Genomic DNA, 25,947 nt, shown 5'->3' with positions numbered 1-25,947 from the left:
CCGTGGCAACCGACGTCGACCAGCAGATCGAGCGCGCGCGGGAGGCGATGGCGCGCATCGCCAGCGCGCCGGGCGGCAGGACACCTGGCGGCCCGCGTCGCCGGCGCGCCGCCCACGGCACCTCCGCCGCTGGACGATTTGCGCTGATCGTGATGGCCAACATCGCCATCCTGATCGCGGCGGCAGTGGCAGGGCTGGTCATCGACCTTGGCATGCTGGGCGGGCTGTTGGTGCTTGCAGCGATGGTCGCGGTGACGCTTGCCATCGCGCTCGCGCCCAAGTCCGCACCCCCATCGGAAACTAAACTGCGCACGGTGGATCTCAAGGCACTGCCCGCCCAGACGGAGCGCTGGCTCGCCGCGCAGCGGCCCAACCTGCCCGCCTCCGCTCGCTCGGTTGCAGACCGGATTGGCGAGCGACTGGAGTCTTTGTCGCCGCAATTGGGCAGGGTCGATGGCAATACCGAGACAGCGCTGGAGATCAGGCGACTGGTTGGCGAGCAGCTGCCCGCCTTTGTCGCGGATTACGCCCGCGTACCGACCGACCTGCGCAGCGTCGAACGCAATGGGCGCACTCCCGATGCGGAACTGGTGGCGGGGCTGCGCCTCATCGAGCAGGAAATCGCGGACATGACCGCCCGCCTCGCCCAGTCGGATCTGGACAGCCTGCAGACGCGCGGACGTTTCCTAGAAATTAAGTATCAGGACTCTACTGACACTTAGGAGTGTGGCGACGGAGCAACATTGGCCGCCAAAGGCGTCCGCTCGACTGAAACGGATTGCCAGTGTCGTTCGCTGATGCAATATGAGATCTGCACGGAAGGGAGTGAATTCTATGCGTATTGGTAAGTACATGGCGGCTGCAGCCGCTGCGGCGCTCGCAGTGAGCCCGGCGATGGCCGCTCCGGCCAACCCGGCGGCAGCTCTGTCGGTGTCGAAGTCGGTTCGCGCGACCTCGGCTAACGGCAAGGACAAGCTGGCTGGCGGCGGCATCTTCATCGCGGTTCTCGCGGCGGCTGCTGTCGTTGCTGGTATCGTTGTGGTTGCCGACTCGGACGACGAGCCGGACAGCAACTAATCAACGGCTGCAAAGCCTGACGATTTCGGGAAAGGGGGGCCTTGCGGCTCCCCTTTTTTGTTTGGGGGGGTCGGGGAGGCATTGTTCGATGTCGCCCAGCGGCAGGCATCCAGGTTCCTCGCTCGTAACCGCTCCGGACTGGAGCTAGCGGCTAAACAACACTGGCGGGCGCGAAACGCATCTGGGCGGCGCGGCGTAGCTCCGGTGCGCAGGCGAGAAGCCCCCACATGCGCGGGTCCGGCTTGTTAAAGGCCAGCGCGCCACCATGCGCGTCGGACACCCATGCACCGGCCTCCGTCGCGATCAGCGCCGCCGCGCCGATGTCCCATTCGTTGCCCCAACGCTGGGTGACGAAAAGATCAGCCTCTCCCGCGGCCACCATTGCGATCCGCAACGCTATCGAATTGGGCTTTGCCAGCGCCATCAGGTCGCGATCCGCCCGCGACAGGCCATCGCTCGGCACCCGGGCGCCTGCCAGCTCAGTGCGGTCGCTCGCCAATGCCCGCACGTTGTTTCGATAGGCTCCGCCGCCCAATGTCGCGCACCAGGTCTGGTCCAGCGCGGGCGCATGCAGCGCCGCCAACACTGGCCGCCCCGCCTTCACCAAGGCCACCGACACTGCCCAGCCTGTCCGCCCGCGGATGTAGTCGCGAGTGCCGTCGATCGGGTCGACCACCCAGACGCGATCGCGACCGAGGCGATCGATGTCGTCCTCCGTCTCCTCGGACAGCCACCCCGCCTCTGGAAGCAGAGCGGACAGCCGCCTGCGGAGCAGCTCGTCGACGGCAAGGTCGACCTCGCACACCGGATTGCCGGGCGCCTTTTCCCAACGCTTGAAGTCGCCGCGCCAGCTCTCGAGAGCCAGCGCGCCTGCTTCACGCGCGATCCGCTCAACCTCGTCCACCAGCATCGCGGCTATCGGATCAGCCACCCGCCACCATCATCCCGTCCACCCGGAGCGTTGGAACGTTGATTCCATACCGGAACTCAAGGTCATTGGCTGGAGTCAGGGCCCGAAACATGTCGCGCAAATTGCCGGCAATGGTGAACTCCGCGACCGGTCCGGCAATCTGTCCCTCACTGATGCGGAACCCGGCGGCGCCACGGCTATAATCGCCGGTGACACCATTCACGCCCTGACCGATCAGCTCCGTGACATAAACCCCCTCGCCCACATCGGCGAGCAAGGTTTCCACCGGCACTGCCCCCGCTTCGAGGTAAAGGTTGCCGGTCGACACGCCCGGCGCTCCCCCCACCCCACGGGCCGCATGGCCTGTCGGCTCCAGCGACAACTGACGCGCGGCAGCTGAATCGAGCAACCAGGTCTGAAGCACGCCATCCTCGATGATCGCGGTCGGCGACACTGGCAGTCCCTCGCCATCAAAGGGGCGCGAGCGCAGACCATGCGGGCGATGCGGGTCGTCACGCACCGCTATACCCGGCGCGAACACCTGGTCGCCCAGCGCTTCGAGCAGGAAGCTGGTGCGACGCGTGATAGAGCCGCCGCCGATTGCGCCAACAAGGTGGCCGAGCAACGATGATCCGACGCGCGGGTCGAACACGACCGGCATCGCTCCGCTCGTCATGCGGCCTGGGTCGCGGCGGGCCACCGCGCGCTCCCCGGCGCGCTGGCCGACTGCCGCTGGGTCGTCGAGCAACCGACGCAAACGCGCGCCATGATGGGCATAGTCGCGCTCCATCGCTCCACCACCGCCGGTTGCGAGCACACTTGCCGACACGCTGTACCCGGTCGCGGCATAGCTGCCGGTGAACCCGTGGCTGGTCGCGAGCGCCCAAATGGCCCGCGAGGCGCTCGCCCCGCCCCCTTCCGAGTTGGTCACGCCTTCAACCGACCGCGCCGCGTCCTCCGCCGCCATCGCCGCGTCGCGCAGCGCGGCGGGTTCGACCCCGCCACTATCGTCCAGGTCCAGCAAAGGCGGGTCACCACGCATCAGCCGCTCGGCGGGCGCGAGACCCGCCCACTCGTCCTCCGGCGCTTGGCGTGCCATCGCCATCCCACGTTCAACGAGTGTATTCAGGGCATCGTCGGACAGGTCGGAGGTCGACACGCTGGCCGAGCGTCTTCCGACAAAGACCCGCAGTCCAAGCTCTGCGCTTTCAGCCCGGCCGACATCCTCCAGCTTGCCGAGCCGGACGGAGACTTCCAACGCGGCATCGGCGGCGAACACGGCGTCGGCGGCGTCGGCACCAGCGCGGGTCGCGCGATCGACAATGTCTCGGGCGCGCGTCGCGGCATATTCAGGGTTCAGCATGATGGGCGAGGTAGGGCGTTGCGCGCCGGTGCGCTAGGCCGCGATTGCACCCGCGTTATGCGCTCCCAACCACCAGACAAGCGAGGAACATCAGCAGCCCGGCGCCGCGATTAGAACGGAACCGGCGCAGCGCGCCCGCCCCATCTGCCGGATCAAGCGTCACCGCCTGCCACAACAGGTGGCTTGCGAGCGGCAGCAACGTCGCGATGGCAATCGGGTCCGGCCGCACCAGCCAGATCGCGCCAGCCCAGCAACCGGTCGCCACCGCGTAGAAGCCGAGCACCCCTGCTCTGACGGCCCCGCCCAGCCGCAACGCGGAGGAGCGGACCCCGATCAGCGCGTCGTCCTCACGGTCCTGCAAGGCGTAGGTCGTGTCATAGCCGATCACCCAGGCGATTGACCCCGCGTAAAGCAGTAATAACGGCCACCCGGCGCTGCCCGCCACTTCCACCCAGCCGACCAGCGCCGCCCAAGAAAAGACCAGGCCAAGCCACGCCTGTGGCCACCAGGTGATCCGCTTCATGAACGGATAAGCGGCCACCGGCGCCAGGCTGGCGAGGGCCACCAGGCGCGCGGGCCAGCCGAGCTGCAGCCAGACCACCAGCCCGGCCAGGCATAGCGTCGCGAGCCAGATCCATGCTCCGCGCACGGATATCAACCCCGCCGGAATGGGACGGGAGCGTGTTCGTGCGACCTGCGCGTCGAGATCGCGATCGACAATGTCGTTGTAGACGCATCCCGCCCCGCGCATCGCGATGCTGCCGCCCAGCAGCCAGGCCAGCAGCGGCCAGCGCGACAGCCCGCCACCGGCCAAGGCGACGGCCCAGGCACCCGGCCAGAACAGCAGCCACCAGCCGATCGGCCGGTCAAAGCGGGCGAGCAGCGCCAGGGCGCGGGGCACGACGGGCAAGCGGCCCACGAGCCCGCCATGCTGGCTGTCGGGAACGGGCGGCGTGATTTGATCGGACTGCTCGGCTGGCATGGACGCCTCTGTGGCCCGCGCGCATCCCCACGTGCAAGCGATGCCTCGCTCCTGCCGTGAAGTTCGGCCAGAGTCGCCGGCATGATCGGGTTGTCCGTCGCCATTGGCCGTTTTGTGGAAGCGCTGTTCTGGGCGATCTTCCGCGTTGCCGGCTCGCTCGCGGTGGCGGCGGTGGGTGGCGTGCTGATCTTGCTGCTCAGCTATGTCGCGATACGCTGGCTGTTGAAGCGCCAGTGACCGATAATCGGCTGCCGTCAGGTGATTGGCAGGCTTCAATGCGGTCGCCCGTAACGGCTGCATAGCGCACGCGGCCGGCTTTGCCTGTCCGCCCCCGCGCGCTACAGCCCAAACCATGCCTGCCACCCCCGCCTGGCCGCCGCGCTCCACGCCGCGCTTGTTTGTTGACCAGCCGCTTGGAACGGGGCCGCTGCGACTGGACGGGCCGGCGGCGCACTACCTCGTCTCCGTAATGCGGGTGGCGGTAGGCGACCCGGTTCGCCTGTTCGATAATCGCACAGGCGAATGGCTGGCACTTGCGAGCGAGGTCGGCAAGCGCGCTCTTTCGCTCGACGTCACCGAGCAACTCAGCGAGCGGGAGGCGGTGCCCGACCTGTGGCTGGTCGCGGCGCCGTTGAAGAAAGGCCGTGTCGACTGGCTGGCGGAAAAGGCCTGTGAGCTCGGAGTAGCCCGGCTCATGCCCGTGGTGACGCGGCGCACGGTAGTTGACCGCCCCAATACCGATCGCCTGCGTGCGCACATGATCGAGGCTGCCGAGCAATGCGGCCGCACCGCGCTGCCCGAGGTCGCCGAACCGTTAAAGCTGCCCCAGGTGCTGGCAAGCTGGCCCACGGGCCGGGCGCTGTTCTTTGCCGACGAAATGGGAGGGACCCCCGCGCTCGACGCGATGCGTGCCCATCCTGGGCCAGCCGCGATCCTGATCGGGCCGGAAGGCGGCTTCGATTCCGACGAACGCGACGCGATCCGGGCGCTGCCGGACGCCGTCGGCATCGGGCTGGGCCCCCGTATTCTGCGTGCCGACACGGCCGCTGCTGCCGCTGTCTCGCTCTGGATGGCAGCGGCGGGCGATTGGCAGTAGCGGGTCCGTTCATCCCCGCGTAAGGCGCGCCCATGACCACCAAGCTCGACGAGCCCGGCTCCATTTCCACATCCTCGCCGACCATCGAGTCGCATGGGCAACTGGTCGCGAGCTTCGCGCGCGGCGAGAAGCCGGCGGAGCGTTGGCGGATCGGGACGGAGCACGAGAAATTCGTTTACCGGACCGCTGACCACCGGGCGCCCTCATGGGAAGAGCCGGGTGGCATCCGCGACCTGCTGATGGCGCTGACCCGCTATGGCTGGCGGCCAGTGGAGGAGAACGGCAAGGTCATCGCATTGGCGGGCGACGACGGCTCGGTAAGCCTGGAGCCGGCCGGACAGTTCGAGCTGTCGGGCGCTCCGTTGGAGAGCCTGCACCAGACCTGCGCCGAAACTGGACGGCACCTCAACCAGGTGAAGGCCGCGGGCGAGGAACTGGGACTTGGATTCCTGGGCCTTGGCATGTGGCCGGACAAGCGGCGCGACGAGCTGCCGATCATGCCCAAGGGGCGCTACGACATCATGCGCCGACATATGCCGCGGGTCGGCAGCCTGGGGCTCGACATGATGCTGCGGACCTGCACCATCCAGGTCAACCTCGACTACGCGTCCGAAGCGGACATGGTGAAGAAGTTCCGGGTCGGGCTGGCGCTGCAGCCGCTCGCCACGGCGCTGTTCGCCAACTCGCCCTTCACGGAAGGCAAGCCGAACGGGATGCTGTCCTTCCGCAGCCATATCTGGTCCGACACCGACCCGGCGCGCACGGGCATGCTGCCCTTCGTGTTCGAGGACGGGTTCGGGTACGAACGCTACGCTGACTACGCACTCGATGTGCCGATGTACTTCGTCTACCGCGAGGGCCGCTACATCGACGCGGCGGGCCTCAGCTTTCGCGACTTCCTGCGCGGCGAGTTGAGCGTGCTGCCGGGCGAGAAGCCGACCTTGGCCGATTGGAACGACCACCTGTCGACCGCCTTTCCCGAAGTGCGGCTCAAGACCTTCCTGGAGATGCGGGGCGCCGATGGCGGGCCTTGGAACCGGATCTGTGCGCTGCCGGCGCTGTGGGTTGGGTTGCTGTACGACCAGGGCTCGCTTGATGCGGCCTGGGACCTCGTCAAGCACTGGACACTGGACCAGCGTCAGCAGCTGCGCGATTCAGTGCCGGAGCAGGCGCTGGATGCGCCCGTCCCCGGTGGCCGCACGCTCCGCGACATTGCGGGCGAGGTGCTCGACATCGCCCATTCCGGCCTTGCGGCGCGGGCTCGGTTCAACGCCGCGGGCGACGACGAAACCGGGTTCCTGGATCCGCTGCGTGAAATCGTGCGCGCGGGCAAGGTGCCGGCCGAAGTGCTGCTGGAGCGGTACAACGGCGCCTGGAACGGCGACGTGTCGAACATCTATGGGGAAGCAAGCTTCTGACCCTTTCCACTCCCGCAACGGCGGGAGTGCAGACCGATGGATCGGTACTAGGCTTCCGCTCGTAACGGACCATCGCTGGTGCGGTCACGCCCGCCCACCCAGCGAAAGAGGCGCGGCACGGGCGCGTGACGGCTCATCCAGACGCTGTAGTCGGCATAGGTGGGGTCCTGGCCCAAGTGCCGCTCTTCCGTCCGGGCGCGCCAGTAATAAACGCCGCTGACCGCCCCCATGAGCAGCGTGGCGCGGGCGGCGTCGACCAGGCTGCCCGTTGAGAGCACGGGGATCGTCGATACCCACCAGAACAGATTCTTGGACAGGTACGCCGGGTGCCGTGACCATGCGTACGGGCCATGGGTGATGATGCCGCGATGCGTCAGGTTGGAAAAGCGCGGGCCGAAAGCAACGGTGGACCAGGCGTAGATCGCGGTCAGCGCAACCAGTACCGCGCCCCATAACGCCAGCAGGACAGGGTGATCACCAACCCAGTAAACCCAATCCGACGTGCCCGGATGATAGTCGAGCGGGCCACCCGTCGCCATCAGCACGAACGGCGGGTAGCAGATCAACGCGGCCATCCATGCGGCCGCGAACGGATTAGCGGTGCGGATGTGCGCGTCGAGCGGCCGAAACGTCAGCACGTAGCCAACCGTCGCGAAAGCCACGTCGACGGTGAACATCAGCGTGACCAGCCAGCCCGACAGCGCGACCGGGTCATGCAACATTGCCGAAGTGTCGGCCCGAACAAAGCTGCCGAAGCCCGGGGGCACGATCGCCAGCATGAAGGCGAGAAAGAAGCCCTTTACCGCCCAGGCGCGCAGGTGATGCTGGATCATGCCTGCTTCCCACCCGGCTTGCCCGGTCAGCCACGCGCCCAGATGCCATGCACCATCGCGTGGCTCGATAAGGTAGCGATCGAGCCAGAACACGTACGGGATCGACAGCAGCGCCACGACCGGCGCCGCGTGGCCAAGGCACCACATCGCGAACGGGTAATCGCCCTGCCAGTAGAACCGGCCCGCGAAATAGAACAGCGCGATGCCCGCCCAGGTTATCCAGTAACCCGCGAGCCTGATGAGGCTGTCCTCACGCGTGGCACTCCACTCGCGCGCCTGGTTCCAGTCGATGCCGGTGCTGGGGCGCCGATGCACCTTGTCGACCGCCAGTGACCAGACCACCATGGGAAGCGCGCAGGCAGCCAGCATCACCAGCGCAGCATAAGGGCCGTCCAGGCGAAACAGTCGTGCCGTGCCGAGCCACAGCGCAACCCCGGCCAGTCCGGCCATGCCCGCCCCGGTGCTGACGGCCGACGCGGGACGTGGATCGGCGGAAGCGGCGAAAGGGCGGCGATCATGGACCATCGCGCCCGCGATAACGCGCCAGTGGTAAGGATCACGTGAACTGTGGCTGCGCCCGCCGGACCGTTCAGGTCATGCCGTGCTCGATCGGTCCATGGCCGGGCTGTTCGCGTCGCGCCTGTCGCGGAGCCGTTGCAAGAGCCGTCGCCACCAGGGCGGCCGGGAAAACAGCTCGATCCCGCGCTCATTGGCGGCCCTGGTCAGATCGCGAGCGAAAGAGCGCAACTGACGATCGTTCATGACAAAGGTCGTCCGCAGGTGCTTGTGTTCCGCATAGTCAGACGCGGTTCGGGCAAGTTGCAGCGTCAACACGCAACCATGCTCGGTTTCGGTCCGCTTCCAGCCAACCAGCACTTTGGGTCCCGTTGACGCCCCCATGCTCCTCTCCCTTGAACCCGGCAACGACCGGGTTCTCGATTGGCTCCTAAGTGGAGCCGAAGGTGCTACGCGGTACTGGCCTGGACGATCAGCGCGGCCCAGCGATATTCGGCTGACTACGCGCTGTTCTGGGATAAGCTACCGGTTCGGCCGGGCAACAGTGGAGCGGGTAACGGGAATCGAACCCGTGTATTCAGCTTGGAAGGCTGCTGCACTACCATTGTGCTATACCCGCGCCCTGGCGCCGCCGTGCCACGACCGGGGCGCCGTGGTCAACTGCTTGAAGTGGTCCGACCGCCTTACGGGATCAGTCGGTCGGACCTCAATCGCTCAAACAAGTCGAAAAAGGCATCATCGGTGGCACGATAGCCGGTGAAGCCCATCCGGCGGCTCTTGGACATGTCGGTCACCACCTCGATCGGGCGACCAAGGTCCGCGTCGGTGTGCCAGGCGGAGGCAAGCCGCGAGAGGTCGGGCTCGGCCAGCCCCTCTCGCCCTGCGATCTCGCGCCAGATGTAGGCGTGACCGGCCATCTGCTGCTCGAGCGGACGCACGACGCCATCGAATGTTGCTGCCTCGATGCCGAACCAGCCGGCAAGGCGCGGCCACATCCAGCTCCAACGAAAAACATCGCCGTTGACGACATTGAAGGCCTGGTTCGCAGCGGCAGGCGTCGTTGCTGCCCACAACAGATGCTCGGCAAGCTGGCCCGCGTCGGTCATGTCGGTCAGGCCTTCCCACTGAGCGGGAGAACCCGGAAAGGTGAACGGGCGGCCGGTTTCACGGCAGATCGTCGCATACACGGCCAGTGTCGTGCCCATGTTCATGACGTTGCCGACCGCCTTGCCAATCACGGTGTGCGGGCGATGCACGCTCCAGGTGAAGCCGTCGCGTTCGGCTGCCGCAAAGACCTCGTCCTCCTGCGCGTAATAAAAGTTCTCGACGTCCAGCCGGCCCTGTTCCTCGCGGAAGGGCGTCTGGGGCAGTGCACCTTTGCCGTAAGCCTCGAACGGCCCGAGATAATGCTTCAGGCCCGTGACGAGTGCGACGTGACGCGGACCGGTTGGTGCGGGAAGCCCATCAAGCAGGTTGCGCACCATGGCCGAATTGACGCGGATGTTCTCCGCCTCGCTGTCCTGTCGCAACCAGGTGGTGATGAACACCGCGTCGGGGTTGATGCCCGCCAATGCTTGTGCGGTACAGTCTGGGTCCTGCAGGTCCGCCGCGACCGGGACGACGCCGGCCTGGTCCACCGGCCGCCGTGCGAGACCGTGCACGGTCCACCCCTGCCCTGCGAGCAGCGCCGCCGTTGCGCTGCCGACGATCCCGCTCGCCCCCACTACCAATGCCGTCCTGGCCATCATGTCGACTCCAACTATTCGGCGCTTCAGCTAGGGTCCCTTTGCCAGCATCGCCAGAAGGCACCATGGGGGAACCTAGGCACCAAAAGGTATCCCGATGAATCCCCGTTCCCCCGACGACGAATGGCGCGAGGATTGCGCGCCGCGGCGCGTGCTGGACCTGTTCGCGACCAAGTGGACGAGCATGATCCTGCACACCCTGGATGCCCGCCACGGGGGTGAGGCGCGAACGGGCGTGCTGTTGCGGAGCCTGCCCGGCATTTCCAAGAAGATGCTGACCCAGACGTTGCGCGACATGGAAAGCAGCGGCCTGATGGAGCGGCAGGTGGCAAGCGTAGTGCCGCCGGCCGTCAGCTACCGTCTGACGGAACTAGGCCGGCGCTTCGTGGAGCCTGTGGAGCTGCTCTACGCCTGGGGACGGTCGAACGCGGACGCGCTGGACCAGCTTGGCAGCCGGCGGACCGGCCGACGAACCTGACAATGAACACGCCCGCCACGCTTGCGTGCTTGACGGGCGTTGTACACCGATCGGAACGGATCAGTTCTTGGCCGTGCCAGGTTGAGCCATGCCGCGGTGCTGTTCTGCGAGTACCTCGTTAGGCGTCACATTCGCCAGAGTGGACTGGATCTTGTTCTTCCAGCCGGACACGATGTGCTTGTGGCCTGCCATGACAGCGTCATAGCCGTCTTTGGCGACGTCTGCGGGATCCGACTTCTTGGGATTAGTGCCGACCTCCGTGTCCATCATGTCGCCACGCTTAAAGAACTCGGTTTCGACCGGCCCCGGCATCAGGTTGGTCAGAGTGACACCGTCCGCATCCTTGATCTCGTTCTGGATGGCGGCGACGAAGCTGTCCACGAATGCCTTGGTGCCGTTGTACACCGCCTGGAACGCACCGGGGATGTAGCCCGCGATCGATCCGGTCACCAACACCTTGCCCTCATTGCGCGCGACCATGGGGCCGAGCACCTTCTGGAGAAGATAGGTCGTGCCGGTGACATTGGTGTCGACGACGTGCCTCCAGTCGTCGGGCGCCTGATCAAGGAAGGCGCGGCCAAGGCCATGCCCGGCATTGGCGCAAAGCAGGTCGATCTGGCGCCCACCGGCCTTTTCCAGCAGTTGCTCGACGCCCTCGAAGGTCGACAGGTCCACCTGGAGCGTCTCTGCGCCGGGTACCTGTTCGGTGAACGGCGTGTCAGCTGCGAGGAGCAAGTCATACCCGTCCTGCGCGGCAAGCTTGGCGAGCTCAAGCCCGATGCCGGAAGACGCGCCGGTGACGATTGCGAATTTAGTGGCCATGAATCAAATTCCCTGAAGTTATGCAGCCTGATCCATGCCCGGCTTGAGCACGATCTTGGTGTATTCGTTCTGCCGATCCTTGAACATCTTGTACCCATGCGGCGCGTCGGTCAGCGGCATGCGATGCGAGATCAGGAACTCGGTATCGATCTTGTCTTCCATGATCGCGTTGAGCAGCGCGGGCATGTAATGCTGGACATGGGTCTGGCCCGTCTTGAGCGTCAGCCCCTTTTCCATGAAGGCGCCGAGCGGGAACTTGTCGACGAAGCCGCCATAAACGGCCGGCATCGACACGCGACCGCCCTTGCGACACGCGATGATCGCCTGCCGGATCGAGTGCGGGCGATCGGTGCCGAGCAACAGCGATGCCTTCACCTGGTCGACCACGTTGTCGACGAACAGGCCGTGCGCCTCCAGCCCGACGGCATCGATCACCGCGTCCGGGCCGATCCCGCCGGTCATTTCCATCAGCGCCTCGTAAACAGCGCTTTCCTCGAAGTTGATCGTCTCGGCACCGAACTTGGCGGCAAGCTCCAGGCGACGTGGGAAGTGATCGATCGCGATCACGCGCGCGGCACCCATGAGGAAGGCCGATTGCACCGCGAACAAGCCGACGGGGCCGCAGCCCCAGACCGCGACGGTATCGCCCGGCTCGATCTCCGCATATTCGGCTGCCTGCCAGCCGGTCGGCAGGATGTCCGACAGGAACAGCACCTTGTCGTCGGGAACCCCGTCCGGGATCACGATCGGGCCAACGTCGCTGAAGGGCACGCGGACATATTCCGCCTGTCCGCCCGCATAACCGCCAGTCATGTGGCTGTAGCCGAACAGGCCCGACATCTCGTGGCCGTATAGCTCCATCGCGATGTCCTGGTTGTCGGCCGGCAGGCCGTTGGGACAGGCGGAATATTGGTGCTTGCCGCAATGGTAGCAGGAGCCGCAGGCGATGGTGAACGGCACCACGACGCGGTCGCCTTTCTTGAGCGTCGACTTGGGACCAACCTCGACCACCTCGCCCATGAACTCATGGCCGAGCACGTCGCCCGCCTTCATGGTCGGGATGTAACCGTCATAAAGATGAAGATCTGATCCACAGATCGCGGTTGATGTCACCTTGATGATGCAGTCGCGCGGGTTGACGATGCCGGGATCCGGCACATTGTCGATGCGGACATCGTGCTTTCCGTGCCAGGCGAGCGCTTTCACAGACCCATCTCCTCAAATTCGGCGCGGTTCTTGGCGGGGGTGGCGACCTCACCCGTTTCCATCAGCTGCTTGAAACGGCGCAGGTCGCGGCGCGCCTGGATCGCGGGCTCGCGCTGGAACATCTTGGCGACAATCTTGCCGATGATGCCGCCGGGCGGATCATAAAGGATGGTGGCGGTCACCACGGTGCCGCGGCCCTCCACCGGCTTGAACTCGACCTTGCCGCTGTTGGGCACGTCCGCGCCCTCTTCGCTGGTCCAGGCGATCAGGCGACCGGGCACTTCCTCTGTGACCCGCGCGTCCCACTCCACCGTGCGGCCGCCGGGCGCCTTGACCACCCAATGCGAACGCTGCTCGTCGTGAAGGCGGATGCTTTCGACATTCTCCATGAAGTTTGGCAGGTTGGAGAAGTCGCGGAAGAAGGCATAAAGTTCTTGCGCCGGCTTGTTGATGGTCACCGAACGGCCGGTGATATGGGCGCCCTGCGCCTCTGGTACGTTGCCCGACGCGGCTTCTACCGCGGCTGAACCCTGCTTGGAGGCCGCGAGCGGCGCATCGTCTTTGGGCAGGTCTGAAGCGTCCGTCATCGGTACTGATCCTCGGCTGCGATGGCCGGGTTAACCGATGATAATCGCTGCTGTTCCTCTCGTTACGCCCCCGTGCCGTTAATATCGCAGCACGGGGGCGTCACGATCACCAGACGTGAACGCGCTCTTCGGGCGGCAGGTACAGCTTATCGCCCGGCTTGATGTTGAACGCCTTGTACCAAGGGTCGAAGTTGCGCAGCACGCCGTTGGTCCGGTTCTCGTCCGGGCTGTGCGGATCGGTCAGCATAACTGAACGCTGTAGCTCCTCCGACCATTTCTCCCGCCAGACCTGTGCATAGGCGAGGAAGAAGCGCTGGTCGCCGGTGAAGCCACCGATCACCGGCGGCTCGCCATGCTGCGCGACATAACGGCGGTAAGCACCATAGGCCGCCTGGACGCCGCCCAGGTCGCCCAGGTTCTCGCCCAGCGTCAGCTGGCCGTTGACGTGCAGACCGGGGATCGGCTCATAGGCATTGTACTGCGCCACCAGCCGCTTGGTCCCGGCAGTGTACTTGTCGGCCGCTTCCTTGCTCCACCAATCGCGCAAGTGCCCCGTCGCGTCGTACTGGCGTCCCTGGTCGTCGAAGCCGTGGCCCATCTCGTGCCCGATCACCGCGCCGATCGCCCCATAGTTCACAGCTGGGTCGGCCGCGGGATCGAAGAACGGGGGCTGGAGAATAGCAGCCGGAAAGGTGATCTGGTTACGCAGCGGATCGTAATACGCGTTCACCGTCTGCGGCGTCATGTCCCACAGGGTCCGGTCGACGGGCTTGGGCAGGCGCGACAGCCTGAGCTTCCACTGGAAGTCCTCAGAACGGACAGCGTTGCCGAGCAGGTCATCGCGGCGCACCGCCAGGTTCGAATAATCGATATAACGGACGGGATGCCCGATCCGCGGCTCAAAGGCGGCGAGCTTGGCCTTTGCCTGCGTCCGGGTCGCGTCGTCCATCCACGTCGCATGGCTCATCAGGTCGCCATAGGAAGCGCGCAGATTCTCGATCAGCTCGGACATCTGCCGCTCGCTCTCGGGCGGATAGCGGCGCGCAACGTAGAGCTGGCCGACCGACTCACCGAGCATGGAATTGAGCTGCGACGTGCCGCGCTTCCACCGGTCACGTTGCTGCTTTTGCCCGTACAGCGTTTGTGAAAACATCGCGAAGTTCGCCTGGTCGAACGCGCGCGGCAGATAGCTCGCGTGGTCACTGACGAAGCGATAGGCGAGGTAGTCCTTCCAGGTCTGGAGCGGCACATCGTCCAGCCGCTGCCCGGACGCCTTGATTGCGGTGTCCTCCTGCGCGATCAGGGTCGGCACGCTGCCCAAACCCGATTGGCGCAGCAGCAGGGGCCAGTTGTACTGCGGCGCGAGCTGGGTCAGCTGCGCCGGCGTCAGCGGATGGTAGGTCTGCTGGATGTCGCGGCTGCGCTCGGGCGCCCAGTTGTCGGTCGCGATCCGGGTTTCGAGCGCGATGATCCTGTCCGCCTTTGCGGCAGCGTCTGGGATGCCCGCCAAGCGCTGTATCTGCTCCACATAGGCGCGATAGGCGGTGCGGACCGTGTCATACTTCTCGCCCTTGAGCAGGTAATAGTCGCGGCCCGGCAGCCCTAGGCCCGGCTGGCCGACCCAGGCGACGAGTTGGGTCGGACGCGACGGATCGGGTTCGATGAAGATCGATGCCGGCGAATAATAGCCCGGCTCAGCGAACAGGCGGACCAGATCGTCACGCGTTTTTACGGCGTCCACGCGGGCGAGATAGGGTCGTAACGGCGCAGCGCCGCGTGCCTCGATCCCGGCCTCGTCCATCCAGCTGGCATAAAGGTCCCCGATCTGCTTGCCCGACGCACCCCCCTTGGGATCGTTAGCCAGCGCCTCGACAATAGCCCGGGTATCATTCTCGGCCCCGATCTCCAGATCCAGCCAACCGCCCGCCACCGGGCGATCCGCCGGGATCACGGCCCGGTCGAGCCAGCCGCCATTGGCAAATCGGAAGAAATCGTCGCCGGGTTTTACCGCGGTATTCATGCCGGCCGTATCGAAGCCCCATGTTCCCATGCGCGGCTTGACGGGCGTGGTCGCCGCGCCCTTCGGCGCCCCCTCCCCCGCCAGCGCAGCAGGCGCGATCGCGAGAAGGGCCACGCCCAGCAGGGCGCGCGACATCGACTTCATAACCACCAGCTCCTGAATGACAGGACGCGTAGCCTATCGCCTCCGCGCGCCCGTGCAAGCGTGAGAGCCGCTTGGTCGCCTTGAAGTCATCGCGAACCGGAGCGCGACCACGAAACACAAGGCGAGTTCCGGGCCAGACCCACTGCGGTTTCGCCCCTGAGCAGCAGCATCGTAGCTTGCGAACTGCGTAGGATTGCGGATCGCGTTCCGGGCTAGACTCATGTTCGATGCAGGCTCGCTCATTGCGAGAGTTCATGACCGTGCATCCCTTATCTCGCCACCACCCCTGCCCTTATCGGCCGGTGCTCAATGGTTGAGGTTATGCGTGCGACGATCCTCGTCGAGCCCGGCCGGCTGATCTTGGGTGAGAAGCCGGTGCCCGACGTCGGTCCCCTCGACGCGCTCCTCCGGATCACCACGACCACCATCTGCGGGACCGACATCCACATTCTCAAGGGCGAGTATCCGGTCGCTCCGGGGCTCACGATCGGGCACGAGCCCGTCGGGGTTATCCACAAGCTCGGCTCCGCGGTGACTGGCTATCACGAGGGCCAGCGGGTCGTCGCCGGGGCCATCACACCTGCTGGTTGGGACAACGCATCACTGTCCGGCTGCGGGTCGCAGTGCGGGGCCGGAACGGTCCACGGTTGGAAACCGCTCGGCGGATGGCGGTTCGGCAACACAATCGATGGCGCACAGGCCGACTATGTCCTGGTTCCTGACGCGATGGCCAACCTCGCACCCGTGCCGGACGGCCTTACGGACGAGCAGGTGCTGATGTGCCCGGACATCCTCTCGACCGGGCTGGGCGGTGCAGAGGCCGCGCGCATCCGTCCCGGAGATACCGTTGCTGTATTCGCGCAGGGCCCGATCGGCCTCTGCGCCACGGCCGGTGCTCGCCTGATAGGCGCATCCTTGGTGATCGGCGTAGAGTCCAATCCGGACCGCATGGCCGTCGCGCGGCGGATGGGAGCCGACGACGTCATCGATTTCAGCCGAGTAGATCCGGTTTCCGAGATTCTGCGGCTGACGAATGGACGCGGCGTCGACGCCGCGATCGAGGCGCTGGGCACGCAGGCTACATTCGAAGCGGCACTCAGGGTGCTGCGCCCCGGAGGCACCCTCTCATCGCTCGGCGTATATGCAGAGGATCTGCGACTGCCGATCAGCGCCTTTTTCGCGGGGCTCGGCGATCATACGATCCGAACCACGTTGTGTCCGGGCGGCAAGGAGCGGATGCGGCGTCTCATGGCGGTGATCGAAGGAGGGCGGATCAATACCGCCGCTCTGGTTACTCACCGGTTCGGCCTGAACGAGATCGAGAAAGCCTATCAGCTTTTCGAAAGTCAGCAGGATGGCGTCATCAAGGTCGCCATTCGGCCCTGACCCACAAATCGGTGATTTCCCGATCAGGGACATTGCGAATGGGGCTGACCGCAAAGCTCCGCCACAGCGTGGGCTTCAGCAAAGGAGAACCGGGATGAGGACCGACAGCACCATCCAGCGTGACGTTCTGGCCGAACTCGAGTGGGAACCCAGTGTCACCCATGAACACATCGGGGTCGCCGTCACCAACGGGATTGTCACGCTTTCCGGTCTGGTGCCCAACTATGTCGAGAAGCTCGCGGCCGAAGAAGCGGTTCGGCGCGTCGCTGGGGTCAGGGCCGTTGCGGAGGACATCAAGGTCCGCTGGCCGGGAGATCCAAAGACCAGCGACACCGAAATCGCCGAGCGGATCTGCCGCATGTTCTCGTGGGACGCGGTGATTCCGGAAAAGAAGATCAAGGTCAGGGTCGAGGGCAGCCGCGTGACCCTCACCGGTGAAGTGGACCACCGATTCCAGGCCGATGCTGCACGGAAGGCGGCGGGACGGATCAACGGTGTCATCAGCGTGGCCAATCTGCTGACCGTCACAGAGGTGCCCGCCGTCGATGACGTGAAAGACCGGATCGAGCAGGCGTTCAAGCGCAACGCGATCCTCGACGCCGCGACCATCTCGGTAATTGCCGACGGGGGCACGATCACGCTCGGGGGTCGGGTCCATGCCTGGCGCGAGCGTGAGATGGCCGAACGCGCGGCTTGGGCCGCCCCCGGCGTCACTGCCGTGCGAGATCAGATCATCATCGCCTGATCGAGGCCGCCGCCGCCCGGCAGGTGCCGGGTGGGCTCACCGGAGAAGCGACATGAAGAACATCCTGCTTCTCGCCCATGCCGACAACGGCCAGTTCGCGCGACTTCAGGCATCGCTGGCGCTCGTTCGCGCACTGGACGGCCATCTTACCTGTCTCGACCTGGCGATAGTGCCCGAGCGCATGACGGACTACGTCGCGCATGGCAGCGGGACGTTGCTGCTCCTGGACGAGCAGCGCCAGGAGAGCCAACACGCAGCTCGGCTCAGGGCACAGCTGGAAACGGAGAAGGTGCCGTTCGACTTCGTGGAGACGGTCGGCTTCGTGACGCAGACAATCGAAGCTCATGCCGTTCTCGCCGACTTGATCGTGGTAAGCACGACGCTGCGGGAAGGCTTCCCGGACATGGAGCGGATCACCGCCGACCTGCTCGCGTGGGGTCAACGGCCGGTGTTGGCAGTCCCGGAGGTGTCCGGGCCGTTCGAAGCACAGGGAGGCAATGTTCTGGTCGCCTGGGACGGCTCCCCCGATGCCGAGGCGGCGTTGGGCGCAGCGATCCCGCTTCTGCAGCGGGCCGGCAAGGTAACCATCGCCGTCGCGGAGGATGGATCGGTGCAGCTGCCTCCCGAAGATGCTGCGCTTTACCTGTCGCGTCACGGGATAGTGCCGATCGTCGAGAAAGTCAGGACAGGCGGCAATCGAGCGTCCGTCGTCCTGGAAGATCTGATCGGGCACATGAAGCCGGCGTTCGTAGTCATGGGCGGCTTCAGCCGAACGCGCACGAGCGAAACCCTGTTCGGCGGCGTCAGCCACCGGCTGATGACCCATTCGAAGGTCCCGCTCTTCATGGCGCACAGGCCGTGACCTAAGGGAAAACACGGATGGGGCGACCGCCGCCATCCGTCTAGCCCCGAGCACATGGGACTGGCCGCGCAGCTCGCCTTTGCATCGCTGACGGTCGCGACCACCGCGATCATCCACTTTGCGGGCATCGCGGCGCTCTTGGCCCTGTTCCGACAGCAGCGTCACATGGGCAGGCTTCGAGTGCTGCGAGAGATCGCTGCGTTGCAAGGAGCCGTGCTCGGCCTTTTCGCCCTACACACAATCGAGATCTGGCTTTACGCCGCCCTGTACGCCGCTGCGGGCGCGCTGCCGCACTTCGATGATGCGCTCTATTTTTCGACATCGACGTACACGAGGATCGGGTATGGCGATCTGCTACTGCCGAGAGACTGGCGGGTGCTGGGGGCGATCGAAGGCGCAAACGGGATCATCCTGCTCGGCTGGTCAACGGCCTTCTTCGTCGGCATGGTGGGGCGGGTTAGGTGGCTCGAACACGAGCTGGAGGCGGCCAGATGAGGCAGCTGATCGACGGTCTGCCGCCGGGCGAGCTGGCGGATGAGCTCGAGCTGTTCGTCGAAAGCACGACTGACCGCGCGCTCTTCCTTCTCTCGCCCGACGGGCTCGTGAGGAGCTGGACGCCGGGGTCGCAGCTGATCACCGGCTGGTCGCGGGACGAGATCGTCGGACAACCGATCGATCTGCTTTATAGCTCAGCGGACCGCGCCAGCGACAAGCCCGCGCTCGACCGTCAGCAGGCGTTGAAAAGCGGCGTCTTCCGAGGCGAGTGCTGGCGGGTACGCAAGGACGGAAGCGAGTTCGCGGCAGACGCGACCATGGTGGCGCTGCGCGGCCGAGATGGGCGCCTTCGCGGCTTCGGCCAGAGCATCAGTGACATCACGACCCGCAAGGCTGCAGAACAGATGCGCCTGCACAACGAACTGCACATGCGCTCTATCCTGAACAGCGTGCTCGACGCGATGGTCGTGATTGATGCCAGGGGACGGATCCTGTCCTTCAGCACTGCAGCAGAACGGCTGTTCGGCTATGCGGAGGCCGAGGTTGTCGGCCGGAACGTCAGCATCCTGATGCCGTCCCCCGACCGCGAGCGCCACGACACATATCTGGCGAACTTTGCAATCACCGGCGAACGGCGCATCATTGGTATCGGTCGCGTCGTAACGGGCCAGCGACGGGACGGCTCTGTGTTCCCGATGGAGCTGGCCGTCGGCGAGGCCGACGAGGGTCCTCAGAAGATCTTTACCGGCTTCATTCGGGATCTGACCGACAAACAGCGCGCCGATCAGCAGCTCAGGGAATTACAATCGGAGCTGATCCACGTATCTCGCGTAAGCGCGATGGGCACGATGGCCTCGACGCTCGCGCATGAGCTCAACCAGCCATTTAGCGCGATCGCCAATTATCTTGAGGCCGCGCGCGACATGCTCGGCGCGACCGATCGAATAGACCGGGGGTTGCTGCGCGAGGCGGTTGAGGAGGGCGCACGCGAGGCTCTACGCGCAGGTCAGATAGTCCGGCGGCTGCGCGAGTTCGTTGCCCGACGGGAGGTGGAGCGGCGGCCCGAGCGGCTGCCGGTGATCATCGAGGAGGCAAGCCGCCTCGCTCTCGTCGGGGCTCGTGAGCGTGGCGTGCGCATCCTTTTCGATCTCGATGCCGCCGCGGATTACGGGCTTGTGGACAGGGTCCAAATTCAGCAGGTGCTCGTGAACCTGCTCCGGAACGCGGTGGACGCTTTGTCGGATTGTGAGACCCGGGACATCATCGTGCTGGCGCGGCGATCGGACGGCTTCGTGGAGATCGCCGTTGCCGACACGGGACCAGGCATCGATCAGTCCATCGCTTCGCGCCTGTTCGATGCATTTGCCACCAGCAAGGATGGCGGGATGGGCCTGGGCCTCTCGATTTGCCGGACAATTGTCGAAGCTCATGGCGGAAAGATCAGCGCGGAGCCGCGAAGCGGAGGAGGAACCGTGTTCCGCTTCACCGTCCCCCATGCTGCGGGAGAGCACGCCGATGGATGATAGTCGTCGGGTATACGTCGTCGACGATGACGAGAGCGTCCGCCGTTCTGCCGGCTTTCTGCTCCGCACGTCGGGCTACGTCGTGACCACCTTCGGGTCCGGCACCGATTTCCTGAAGGAAGCGAGGGACCTTGAGCCTGGTTGCGTCCTGCTCGACATTCGCATGCCCGAAATGGACGGTCTTGAAGTTCAGCGGCGGATGAACGGCCGCGGGATCGAGCATCCGGTGATCATGCTTACCGGCCACGGCGATATCACGACTGCCGTGGAGGCCATGAAGTGTGGCGCAGTGGACTTCCTCGAGAAGCCGTTCGAGAAGGCCCAGCTAGTCAGCGCACTGAATGCCGCGTTTAGCCGGCTGCACGATCGCGACGCGGCCCATGCGTCGCGGGAGGAGGCGAAACTCCGGATAGCCGTACTCACCCCGCGCGAACAGGATGTCTTGCGCGGGCTGGTTCGCGGGCATCCGAACAAGACCATCGCGTACGATCTCGGCATCTCGCCCCGTACAGTTGAGGTGCACCGTGCCAACCTGATGACCAAGCTCGATGTCCAGAGCCTGTCGGATGCCCTTCGCCTCGCCTTCTCAGCTGGTTTAACCGGCTGAGTTGGTGGAGTTACGTAACGCGCACAATTCAGCCATTCGCTAGTGTGATCGCCACATGACCGAACTTGAGAAAATGCCCGATCGGCCGAGGCCGTCGCAAGTTGTCATTGTGGACGATGACGATGCAGTGCGGCGCTCCTTGCAGCTGCTGCTGCATTGGCACGGCTACCAGGTGCGGGCCTACGCAGGGGCCCGTGCCGCCTGCCAGTCGGAGAATGTGGAGGACGCAGACTGGCTCATCGCCGACTACCGCCTGCACGACGGGGACGGGCTAGGTCTACTGACCACCCTGCTACGGCGTGGTTGGCGCGGACGTGCCTTGCTCGTCACCGGTAATCCCGAACCCGATTTGGCCGCGCGGGCGATCCAGGCCGGCTTCAGCGGCCTGATCGAGAAGCCTCTTCACCGACACGAGTTGCTGGCCGCATTGGTCTGACCTCAAGTCGACGAACAAATTCGGATCAAGCGGCCGAAAGGTGCGCCGCACTCGTCGGAATGCCCGTGAGGAAATCCTACATTCCCTTGAGCTCGAAGCCATAAGTCACGCCTGCCGGGTCGTAGTGCGGCGGCAGGAAACGCTGCCTCTTGGGAAAGGCGAAAGCCCGTCGTGCCGAGCGTACGTACCTTTGCAGATATGGCCCGTCTCAGCGCCATCCTAGTCTTTCGGCCCTGAGACCGGAGGCTGATCATGAAGAACATACTGCTGCTTGTTCACGACGATGCAGGCCAGGAGCGCCGGTTGCAAGCGGCGCTCGACCTGACACGACTGGTCGAGGGACACCTGACCTGCGTCGATGTGACCATCCTGCCGCCGGTGATCTCCGGTGACATTCCCGTCTCCTACGGCACGTCGCTTCTACTTCAGGACGAAATGCTCCGGGAAAGCGCCAACCGCGTTCGCCTGGAACAGCGACTGGCCGGAGAAAGCGTGTCCTGGGATTGGGTCGATGCAACCGGACATCTGGTGGACTGCCTTGCGCAAGCAGCGGGCTTGTCGGATGTGATCGTGGTCAACCGTCGCCTGAGCGGGTCCCCGGCGCTCGATATGCGCTCCGTCGCGTCGGAGTTGGTCATCAAGGCGGACAAGCCGATTCTGGCCGTACCGGACACGCTTCAGCGCATGAGCTTCGACAACGCGCTCGTCCTTTGGGATGGCTCGCCCTGTTCCGTCACGGCCCTACGTGCGGCAGTGCCTTTGCTGAAGTTCGCCCGCAGGGTCGTCCTTTTTGAAGCGATGGACGGATCGGTGCGGATGCCGAGTGAGGATGGCGTGGCCTATCTGGCCCGGGAGAATGTTGCGGCTGAGATCCGCCGCGTGCGCGCGAAGCGCTTTGAGGCTTCGGACCTGGTCCTGGAGGAAGCGAAAACGGGCGGCCACGGCTATGTCGTTATGGGCGGGTTCGGCCATCTTCGCCTGATCGAAGGTCTGTTCGGGGGGGTAAGCTGGGCCATGCTGACCCATAGCCCCCTCCCGCTTTTCATGGCGCATTGACGTCGAACGGGCCGCCTGCTCCACAGGCGGCCCGCCGCCGATCATCGGGACAACAGAACAGGAACGCGAGCGTCGCGTACCAGATCGTGGGTCACGCCACCGGAGAGTATCTCCCGCATGCGCGAGCGAGCGAAGGCCCCTACCGCGAGCAGATCGGCGCCGCATTCCATGGTGCAGACCTGAAGCGCCTCCGCCACTCGTCCGTCCTGAAGGTGGGCGGAACTCGCGTTGAACCCAAGACGGTGCAAATAGGCGCAGACCTCATTCAGCTCGCACTGGGTCTGCTCGTCGGCGGCGGCAGCTTCGCTGACCCCGGTGACATCGATCCTGGCGCCGGGTGACGCGAGACTCGTCAGGTCGTGCAAGGCCCGGCGGGCCTCTGGGGAGCTCCTCCAGCCGAACACTGCGTGCTTTAGCTGCGAGAACGACCGGCCTGGCGGCAGCAGCAGCACCGGGCAGCCCGCAGTCCCTATGACGGTCTCCACCACACGCCACCGTAGCCGATCCACCTCCCAGCTTTCGGCGGTCCCCACCATGACGATGTCCGCCAGGGGCTGATGACGTTTCACCGTGCCCGAAAGCCAGGCCATGTCGTCCTGGAACCCGACGATCTCAAACGGCGTGTCCGTGTGCTTTAGCAACCGGTGGACGTGGCCGAGTTCGGCTTCGCCTTCCTCCTGCAGCACGGCCTCCGGCATGTATATGCCCCCTAGCGGCGCCAGTGCGGGCATGAAGTTGGGCAGCGGCGTCAGGACGTGCACGGTGGTGTGGGCCTGGTATGCGCTGGCAGTCCAGCGCAGGGCTCCAAGGAAACCGTCCGCCTTTTCGGCATCTTCCACCAAAGCATAGATCGTCTTGATCATGGGACTTCTCCTCGGCGCAACTCCAATTCGAACATGCTGACCGCCCCCTACAGGGCCGGGTTGAGGACGCCGCTACACTCGGGCTGCCTGGGTGTTTTAACGAACCACCCGTTCGCCCGGCTCGCCTCCACCTTGGGGCACGAAGCCCATCTCTCGCTCCAGCGAAAGAGCCGCATGATTGTCGATGCTTTCGATCGACTCCACGGTGGAGATGCCTTCGGCTCGGGCGTATCGCAGGACGTGCTCGACCAGGGTCCAGCTTACACCCTTGCCTTTCCAGTCGCGATGAACGGAGACGGCGAGTTCCGCCCGGGTGAGATCCGGGTCGCACGCAAGCATTGCCGTTGCAATCAGGGTTGGTCCGGCGAACGCCAGAAAGTTGATCGTACGGCGGTAATCCACTTGCGACATCGCGACCAGGCGGTCCCGGCCGACCTCCCACAGTCCAGTTAAAAAGCGGAAACGCATGACCTCGGGCGACACGTGTCGGAAAAGTTCGGCCAGTGCATCCTCGTCGGTCGGGATTACAGGCCGAACGTGCAAGGCCACCCCCGCACGGGTCACCAGATCGCCGGTCCACTCGTTCGGCACGGGCCGGATCGCAAGGCGGGACTGTTGCGGCGTCTCGGCAATCCGAACCCGGTAGTCGAGAGCGACGACGCCACCCGGGTGGACCAGCAATGGATTTATGTCGAGTTCCACGATGTCGGGCAGATCGACGGCGATTGCAGACACCGCGTTGATCACTCGTACGATGGCATCGATATCGGCGGGGGGTACATGACGATACCCGGCCAACAAACGGGACACCCGGGTGCGGGCGATCATGGCTCGCGCCAGTTCGTCGTCGAGCGGCGGTAATTCCAGGGCGCGGTCGGCCAAGACCTCCACGGCCTCCCCGCCTGCTCCGACAGTGATGACCGGCCCGAACACCGGGTCCTGGGCCAAGCCGACCAGCAGCTCGATCGAATGTGGGACCCGGATCATCGGCTCCACCTCAAAACCGATCAGGCAAGCGTCCGGGTGTTCGTGGCCGATCCGGCTTTTCATGACTTGGGCTGCGGCAACGGCCGCCTCCGGCGTTGGGAGGTCCAGCGCAACCCCGCCCACGTCGGTCTTGTGCGACAGCTGTGGCGAGACGATCTTGACCGCGAAGGCTCCGTCGATCTTGCCGCACGCCTCCGCCACGGCCTCTGCGTCGCGGGCAAGCCGCGAACTGACTGTCGGCACCCCATAGGCGGAAAGGAGCGCTCGGGCCTCTGCTGCCTGAAGCATGTCCGGTGCTCACCCCGCGCCCAGGCGATGTTGGTTTTGGCAAGCTCCCGGTCGTGGTCCGCCAAGGTGACGCGGGCTGGCGCGTGCAATACGGCGTCGCGTCCCAGCGCCGCCTGGCGCAGGTGGCCAAAGCCGCGGACGGCGTCGTCGAGATTGTCGAACAATGGCACGCCGGCAAGCTCGAACTGACCCCGTACGCCTGCAGCGTTGGAGGTGCCGAGCCAGCACCCGATGACGGGCTTGGCGCCGCGACGCCGCTGCTCCGCGGCTGCCCTCAGGACCCCCGCGGCCACATCGATCCCGGTCGCGATCGCGGTCGGGCAATGAATGACGAGCAGTGCATCGACCTCGGGATCCGCCAACGCCGCCCGGGCGCTATCCTCGAACCGCTCGGCCTTTGCGTCGCCGACGACGTCTATGGGGTTTGATCGCGACCAGTTCCTGGGCAGCTTCTCGTTCAACACGGTGATGGTATCGAGGCCAAGGCTGGCCAGTTCGCCCCCTGTGGATTCAAGAGCGTCGGTCGCCAGCACCCCCGCACCGCCGCCGTTCGTCACGATCGCAAGTCTGTCGCATCGGGCCGGGCGGTAGCGGCTTACGACCTCGGCCGCGTCAAACAGCTCGGTGAAGGAATTCACCACGATCACGCCTGCTCTCCGCAGTGCCGAGACGCATACGTCGTGGCTCCCTGCCAGTGCGCCACTGTGCGTTTGTGCCGCTCTGCCGGCCTGTTCGCTTTGGCCGGCCTTATCGCGATGACGGGTTTGACGCGCGTCGCTGTTCGAGCCGCGGACAGGAACTTGGCCCCGTTAGTCAGTCCTTCAAGGTACAGGAGGATCGCGTCCGTGTTAGGGTTGACCGCGTAGAAATCGACCAGATCACCGGCATCCACGTCGGCCATCTCTCCCATCGACACCATTGCCGAAAAGCCGACCTGCTTATCGGCGGCCCAGTCCGCCATGGCTGTCACAACGGCGCCGCTTTGAGAGAGGAAGGCGAGTTTGCCGGGTGCCGAACGGCGGGCGGCGAACGACGCGTTGCACCCCGAGCGCGGCAGCAGCACGCCGAGGCTGTTCGGCCCGACGATCCGCAGTCGGTGTACGCCGGCCGCTTCTAGCATCGCGGTACGTTGCGCCGCGTCCAGCCCTGACGACAGAACCACGGCCACCTTTGTGCCGCCGCTCCCGAGTTCGTCGATCACGGCCGGCACTGCCGCGGCTGGGGTGACCACGATCGCCAGGTCGGGCACTTGGTCGAGTGCCGCAACCGAAGCAGCCCACTGAACCCCGTCGCGATAGACAGGCTTCGGATTGACGACCCGTATCGGCCCGGAAAACCGCCTTCGACCAAGTTGGACAGCACCTTGGTTCCGAGTGCCCCGGGGCATGCCGATCCTCCAACGACGACGATTGATCGTGGGTGTAGCAATGTTTCGAGGTTGCGGATGGTCATGGGGCTTCTCCGAAGGTTGCCGCCAATTCGCACCGTCCTCCCTACGTCGA

At 65.3% G+C, this 25,947-nt stretch carries 27 protein-coding genes, 1 tRNA gene and 1 pseudogene; 14 read left to right on the top strand and 15 right to left on the bottom strand.

Features of this window, described 5'->3' with window-relative positions:
- The first annotated feature begins 2 nt into the window (after window positions 1-2).
- Together FHS94_RS06520 and FHS94_RS06515 are read left to right on the top strand one after the other, a co-directional pair.
- Window positions 3-722 (top strand): hypothetical protein, encoded by a 720-nt coding sequence (locus FHS94_RS06520; protein WP_343055192.1) that lies wholly within the window; start codon window positions 3-5, stop codon window positions 720-722.
- A gap of 112 nt (window positions 723-834) precedes the next feature.
- Window positions 835-1,077, top strand: coding sequence for a hypothetical protein (locus tag FHS94_RS06515; RefSeq protein WP_184055859.1), 243 nt, complete (start codon window positions 835-837; stop codon window positions 1,075-1,077).
- Between the two features lie 151 nt (window positions 1,078-1,228).
- Here the strand turns inward: FHS94_RS06515 and FHS94_RS06510 are convergent, their stop codons facing one another.
- Genes FHS94_RS06510 through ubiA form a run of 3 tightly spaced genes read right to left on the bottom strand, consistent with a single transcriptional unit; the run spans window position 1,229 to window position 4,332 of the window.
- A complete protein-coding gene (locus FHS94_RS06510; RefSeq protein WP_184055982.1) occupies window positions 1,229-1,987 on the bottom strand; it encodes a 3'(2'),5'-bisphosphate nucleotidase CysQ in 759 nt (252 codons plus the stop codon).
- Window positions 1,988-2,000: 13 nt separating this feature from the next.
- Entirely contained in the window at window positions 2,001-3,350 is a 1,350-nt protein-coding gene (locus FHS94_RS06505; RefSeq protein ID WP_184055857.1) for a TldD/PmbA family protein, read from the bottom strand.
- Window positions 3,351-3,405: 55 nt separating this feature from the next.
- A complete protein-coding gene (ubiA, locus tag FHS94_RS06500) occupies window positions 3,406-4,332 on the bottom strand; it encodes a 4-hydroxybenzoate octaprenyltransferase (protein ID WP_184055855.1) in 927 nt (308 codons plus the stop codon).
- 81 nt (window positions 4,333-4,413) lie between these two features.
- Between ubiA and FHS94_RS06495 the strand changes: the two genes are divergently transcribed.
- The 3 genes from FHS94_RS06495 to FHS94_RS06485 all read left to right on the top strand — a co-directional run bounded on the left by FHS94_RS06495 (window position 4,414) and on the right by FHS94_RS06485 (window position 6,846).
- Window positions 4,414-4,569 carry a hypothetical protein gene (locus FHS94_RS06495; protein ID WP_184055853.1) on the top strand — a complete coding sequence of 52 codons (156 nt, stop codon included), beginning with the start codon at window positions 4,414-4,416 and terminating at the stop codon, window positions 4,567-4,569.
- Window positions 4,570-4,684: 115 nt separating this feature from the next.
- Window positions 4,685-5,428, top strand: coding sequence for a 16S rRNA (uracil(1498)-N(3))-methyltransferase (locus tag FHS94_RS06490; RefSeq protein WP_184055851.1), 744 nt, complete (start codon window positions 4,685-4,687; stop codon window positions 5,426-5,428).
- A 32-nt stretch (window positions 5,429-5,460) separates the two neighbouring features.
- On the top strand, window positions 5,461-6,846 hold the full coding sequence (locus tag FHS94_RS06485) for a glutamate--cysteine ligase (RefSeq protein WP_184055849.1): 1,386 nt from the start codon (window positions 5,461-5,463) through the stop codon (window positions 6,844-6,846).
- 47 nt (window positions 6,847-6,893) lie between these two features.
- On the opposite strand, the gene FHS94_RS06480 is transcribed toward FHS94_RS06485, so the two are convergent.
- From FHS94_RS06480 to FHS94_RS06465, 4 genes are all read right to left on the bottom strand, one after another.
- Window positions 6,894-8,204: a methyltransferase family protein gene (locus FHS94_RS06480; RefSeq protein WP_246348390.1), complete on the bottom strand. Its 1,311-nt coding sequence runs from the start codon at window positions 8,202-8,204 to the stop codon at window positions 6,894-6,896.
- 69 nt (window positions 8,205-8,273) lie between these two features.
- Window positions 8,274-8,579 (bottom strand): hypothetical protein, encoded by a 306-nt coding sequence (locus tag FHS94_RS06475; RefSeq protein ID WP_184055847.1) that lies wholly within the window; start codon window positions 8,577-8,579, stop codon window positions 8,274-8,276.
- A 161-nt stretch (window positions 8,580-8,740) separates the two neighbouring features.
- Window positions 8,741-8,814: transfer RNA gene (locus tag FHS94_RS06470), tRNA-Gly, on the bottom strand.
- Between the two features lie 64 nt (window positions 8,815-8,878).
- Window positions 8,879-9,940, bottom strand: a complete 1,062-nt coding sequence (locus tag FHS94_RS06465) for an SDR family oxidoreductase (RefSeq protein ID WP_184055978.1) — start codon at window positions 9,938-9,940, stop codon at window positions 8,879-8,881.
- Between the two features lie 97 nt (window positions 9,941-10,037).
- Here FHS94_RS06465 and FHS94_RS06460 point away from each other — a divergent pair, with 97 nt between their 5' ends.
- On the top strand, window positions 10,038-10,418 hold the full coding sequence (locus FHS94_RS06460) for a winged helix-turn-helix transcriptional regulator (RefSeq protein WP_184055845.1): 381 nt from the start codon (window positions 10,038-10,040) through the stop codon (window positions 10,416-10,418).
- Window positions 10,419-10,478: 60 nt separating this feature from the next.
- On the opposite strand, the gene FHS94_RS06455 is transcribed toward FHS94_RS06460, so the two are convergent.
- The 4 genes from FHS94_RS06455 to FHS94_RS06440 all read right to left on the bottom strand — a co-directional run bounded on the left by FHS94_RS06455 (window position 10,479) and on the right by FHS94_RS06440 (window position 15,197).
- Complete coding sequence (locus FHS94_RS06455) at window positions 10,479-11,240, bottom strand: SDR family NAD(P)-dependent oxidoreductase (protein WP_184055843.1); 762 nt, start codon at window positions 11,238-11,240, stop codon at window positions 10,479-10,481.
- Window positions 11,241-11,258: 18 nt separating this feature from the next.
- Window positions 11,259-12,446 (bottom strand): alcohol dehydrogenase catalytic domain-containing protein, encoded by a 1,188-nt coding sequence (locus tag FHS94_RS06450; RefSeq protein ID WP_184055841.1) that lies wholly within the window; start codon window positions 12,444-12,446, stop codon window positions 11,259-11,261.
- Window positions 12,443-13,033, bottom strand: a complete 591-nt coding sequence (locus FHS94_RS06445; protein WP_184055839.1) for an SRPBCC family protein — start codon at window positions 13,031-13,033, stop codon at window positions 12,443-12,445. The genes FHS94_RS06450 and FHS94_RS06445 overlap by 4 nt, the downstream gene beginning before the upstream one ends.
- Window positions 13,034-13,139: 106 nt before the next feature.
- A complete protein-coding gene (locus FHS94_RS06440) occupies window positions 13,140-15,197 on the bottom strand; it encodes a M13 family metallopeptidase (protein WP_246348389.1) in 2,058 nt (685 codons plus the stop codon).
- Between the two features lie 309 nt (window positions 15,198-15,506).
- Between FHS94_RS06440 and FHS94_RS06435 the strand changes: the two genes are divergently transcribed.
- From FHS94_RS06435 to FHS94_RS06400, 8 genes are all read left to right on the top strand, one after another.
- On the top strand, window positions 15,507-16,583 hold the full coding sequence (locus tag FHS94_RS06435; RefSeq protein WP_184055837.1) for an NAD(P)-dependent alcohol dehydrogenase: 1,077 nt from the start codon (window positions 15,507-15,509) through the stop codon (window positions 16,581-16,583).
- Between the two features lie 94 nt (window positions 16,584-16,677).
- A complete protein-coding gene (locus tag FHS94_RS06430; protein ID WP_184055835.1) occupies window positions 16,678-17,328 on the top strand; it encodes a BON domain-containing protein in 651 nt (216 codons plus the stop codon).
- A gap of 52 nt (window positions 17,329-17,380) precedes the next feature.
- Entirely contained in the window at window positions 17,381-18,190 is an 810-nt protein-coding gene (locus FHS94_RS06425; RefSeq protein WP_184055833.1) for a universal stress protein, read from the top strand.
- Window positions 18,191-18,244: 54 nt separating this feature from the next.
- Window positions 18,245-18,685 (top strand): two pore domain potassium channel family protein, encoded by a 441-nt coding sequence (locus tag FHS94_RS06420; RefSeq protein ID WP_184055831.1) that lies wholly within the window; start codon window positions 18,245-18,247, stop codon window positions 18,683-18,685.
- A complete protein-coding gene (locus FHS94_RS06415; protein WP_184055829.1) occupies window positions 18,682-20,208 on the top strand; it encodes a PAS domain-containing sensor histidine kinase in 1,527 nt (508 codons plus the stop codon). The genes FHS94_RS06420 and FHS94_RS06415 overlap by 4 nt, the downstream gene beginning before the upstream one ends.
- The gene (locus tag FHS94_RS06410; protein WP_184055827.1) at window positions 20,201-20,815 is read left to right on the top strand and encodes a response regulator transcription factor; all 615 of its coding nucleotides are present in this window, start codon (window positions 20,201-20,203) and stop codon (window positions 20,813-20,815) included. Before FHS94_RS06415 ends, FHS94_RS06410 begins: the two co-directional genes overlap by 8 nt.
- Window positions 20,816-20,924: 109 nt before the next feature.
- Window positions 20,925-21,251, top strand: a complete 327-nt coding sequence (locus FHS94_RS06405; protein ID WP_343055189.1) for a response regulator — start codon at window positions 20,925-20,927, stop codon at window positions 21,249-21,251.
- A gap of 252 nt (window positions 21,252-21,503) precedes the next feature.
- Window positions 21,504-22,307, top strand: a complete 804-nt coding sequence (locus FHS94_RS06400; RefSeq protein WP_184055823.1) for a universal stress protein — start codon at window positions 21,504-21,506, stop codon at window positions 22,305-22,307.
- A gap of 41 nt (window positions 22,308-22,348) precedes the next feature.
- Here FHS94_RS06400 and FHS94_RS06395 read toward each other — a convergent pair whose 3' ends face one another.
- The 4 genes and pseudogenes from FHS94_RS06395 to FHS94_RS06380 all read right to left on the bottom strand — a co-directional run bounded on the left by FHS94_RS06395 (window position 22,349) and on the right by FHS94_RS06380 (window position 25,832).
- Complete coding sequence (locus FHS94_RS06395; RefSeq protein WP_184055821.1) at window positions 22,349-23,170, bottom strand: universal stress protein; 822 nt, start codon at window positions 23,168-23,170, stop codon at window positions 22,349-22,351.
- 96 nt (window positions 23,171-23,266) lie between these two features.
- Window positions 23,267-24,445, bottom strand: a complete 1,179-nt coding sequence (locus FHS94_RS06390; RefSeq protein ID WP_184055819.1) for a GNAT family N-acetyltransferase — start codon at window positions 24,443-24,445, stop codon at window positions 23,267-23,269.
- 275 nt (window positions 24,446-24,720) lie between these two features.
- Window positions 24,721-25,140 (bottom strand): annotated as a pseudogene (locus FHS94_RS19885) (hypothetical protein); the annotation flags it as partial.
- Window positions 25,089-25,832 (bottom strand): CoA-binding protein, encoded by a 744-nt coding sequence (locus FHS94_RS06380; RefSeq protein ID WP_184055815.1) that lies wholly within the window; start codon window positions 25,830-25,832, stop codon window positions 25,089-25,091. The gene FHS94_RS06380 and the pseudogene FHS94_RS19885, both read right to left, overlap by 52 nt.
- Window positions 25,833-25,947 lie beyond the last annotated feature (115 nt).

The sequence above is a fragment of the Sphingomonas aerophila genome (assembly GCF_014199305.1).
Lineage (GTDB): Bacteria > Pseudomonadota > Alphaproteobacteria > Sphingomonadales > Sphingomonadaceae > Sphingomonas > Sphingomonas aerophila.
Note: the sequence above shows the minus strand (reverse complement) of the source record. Positions and strands in the feature narration are given on the sequence as shown.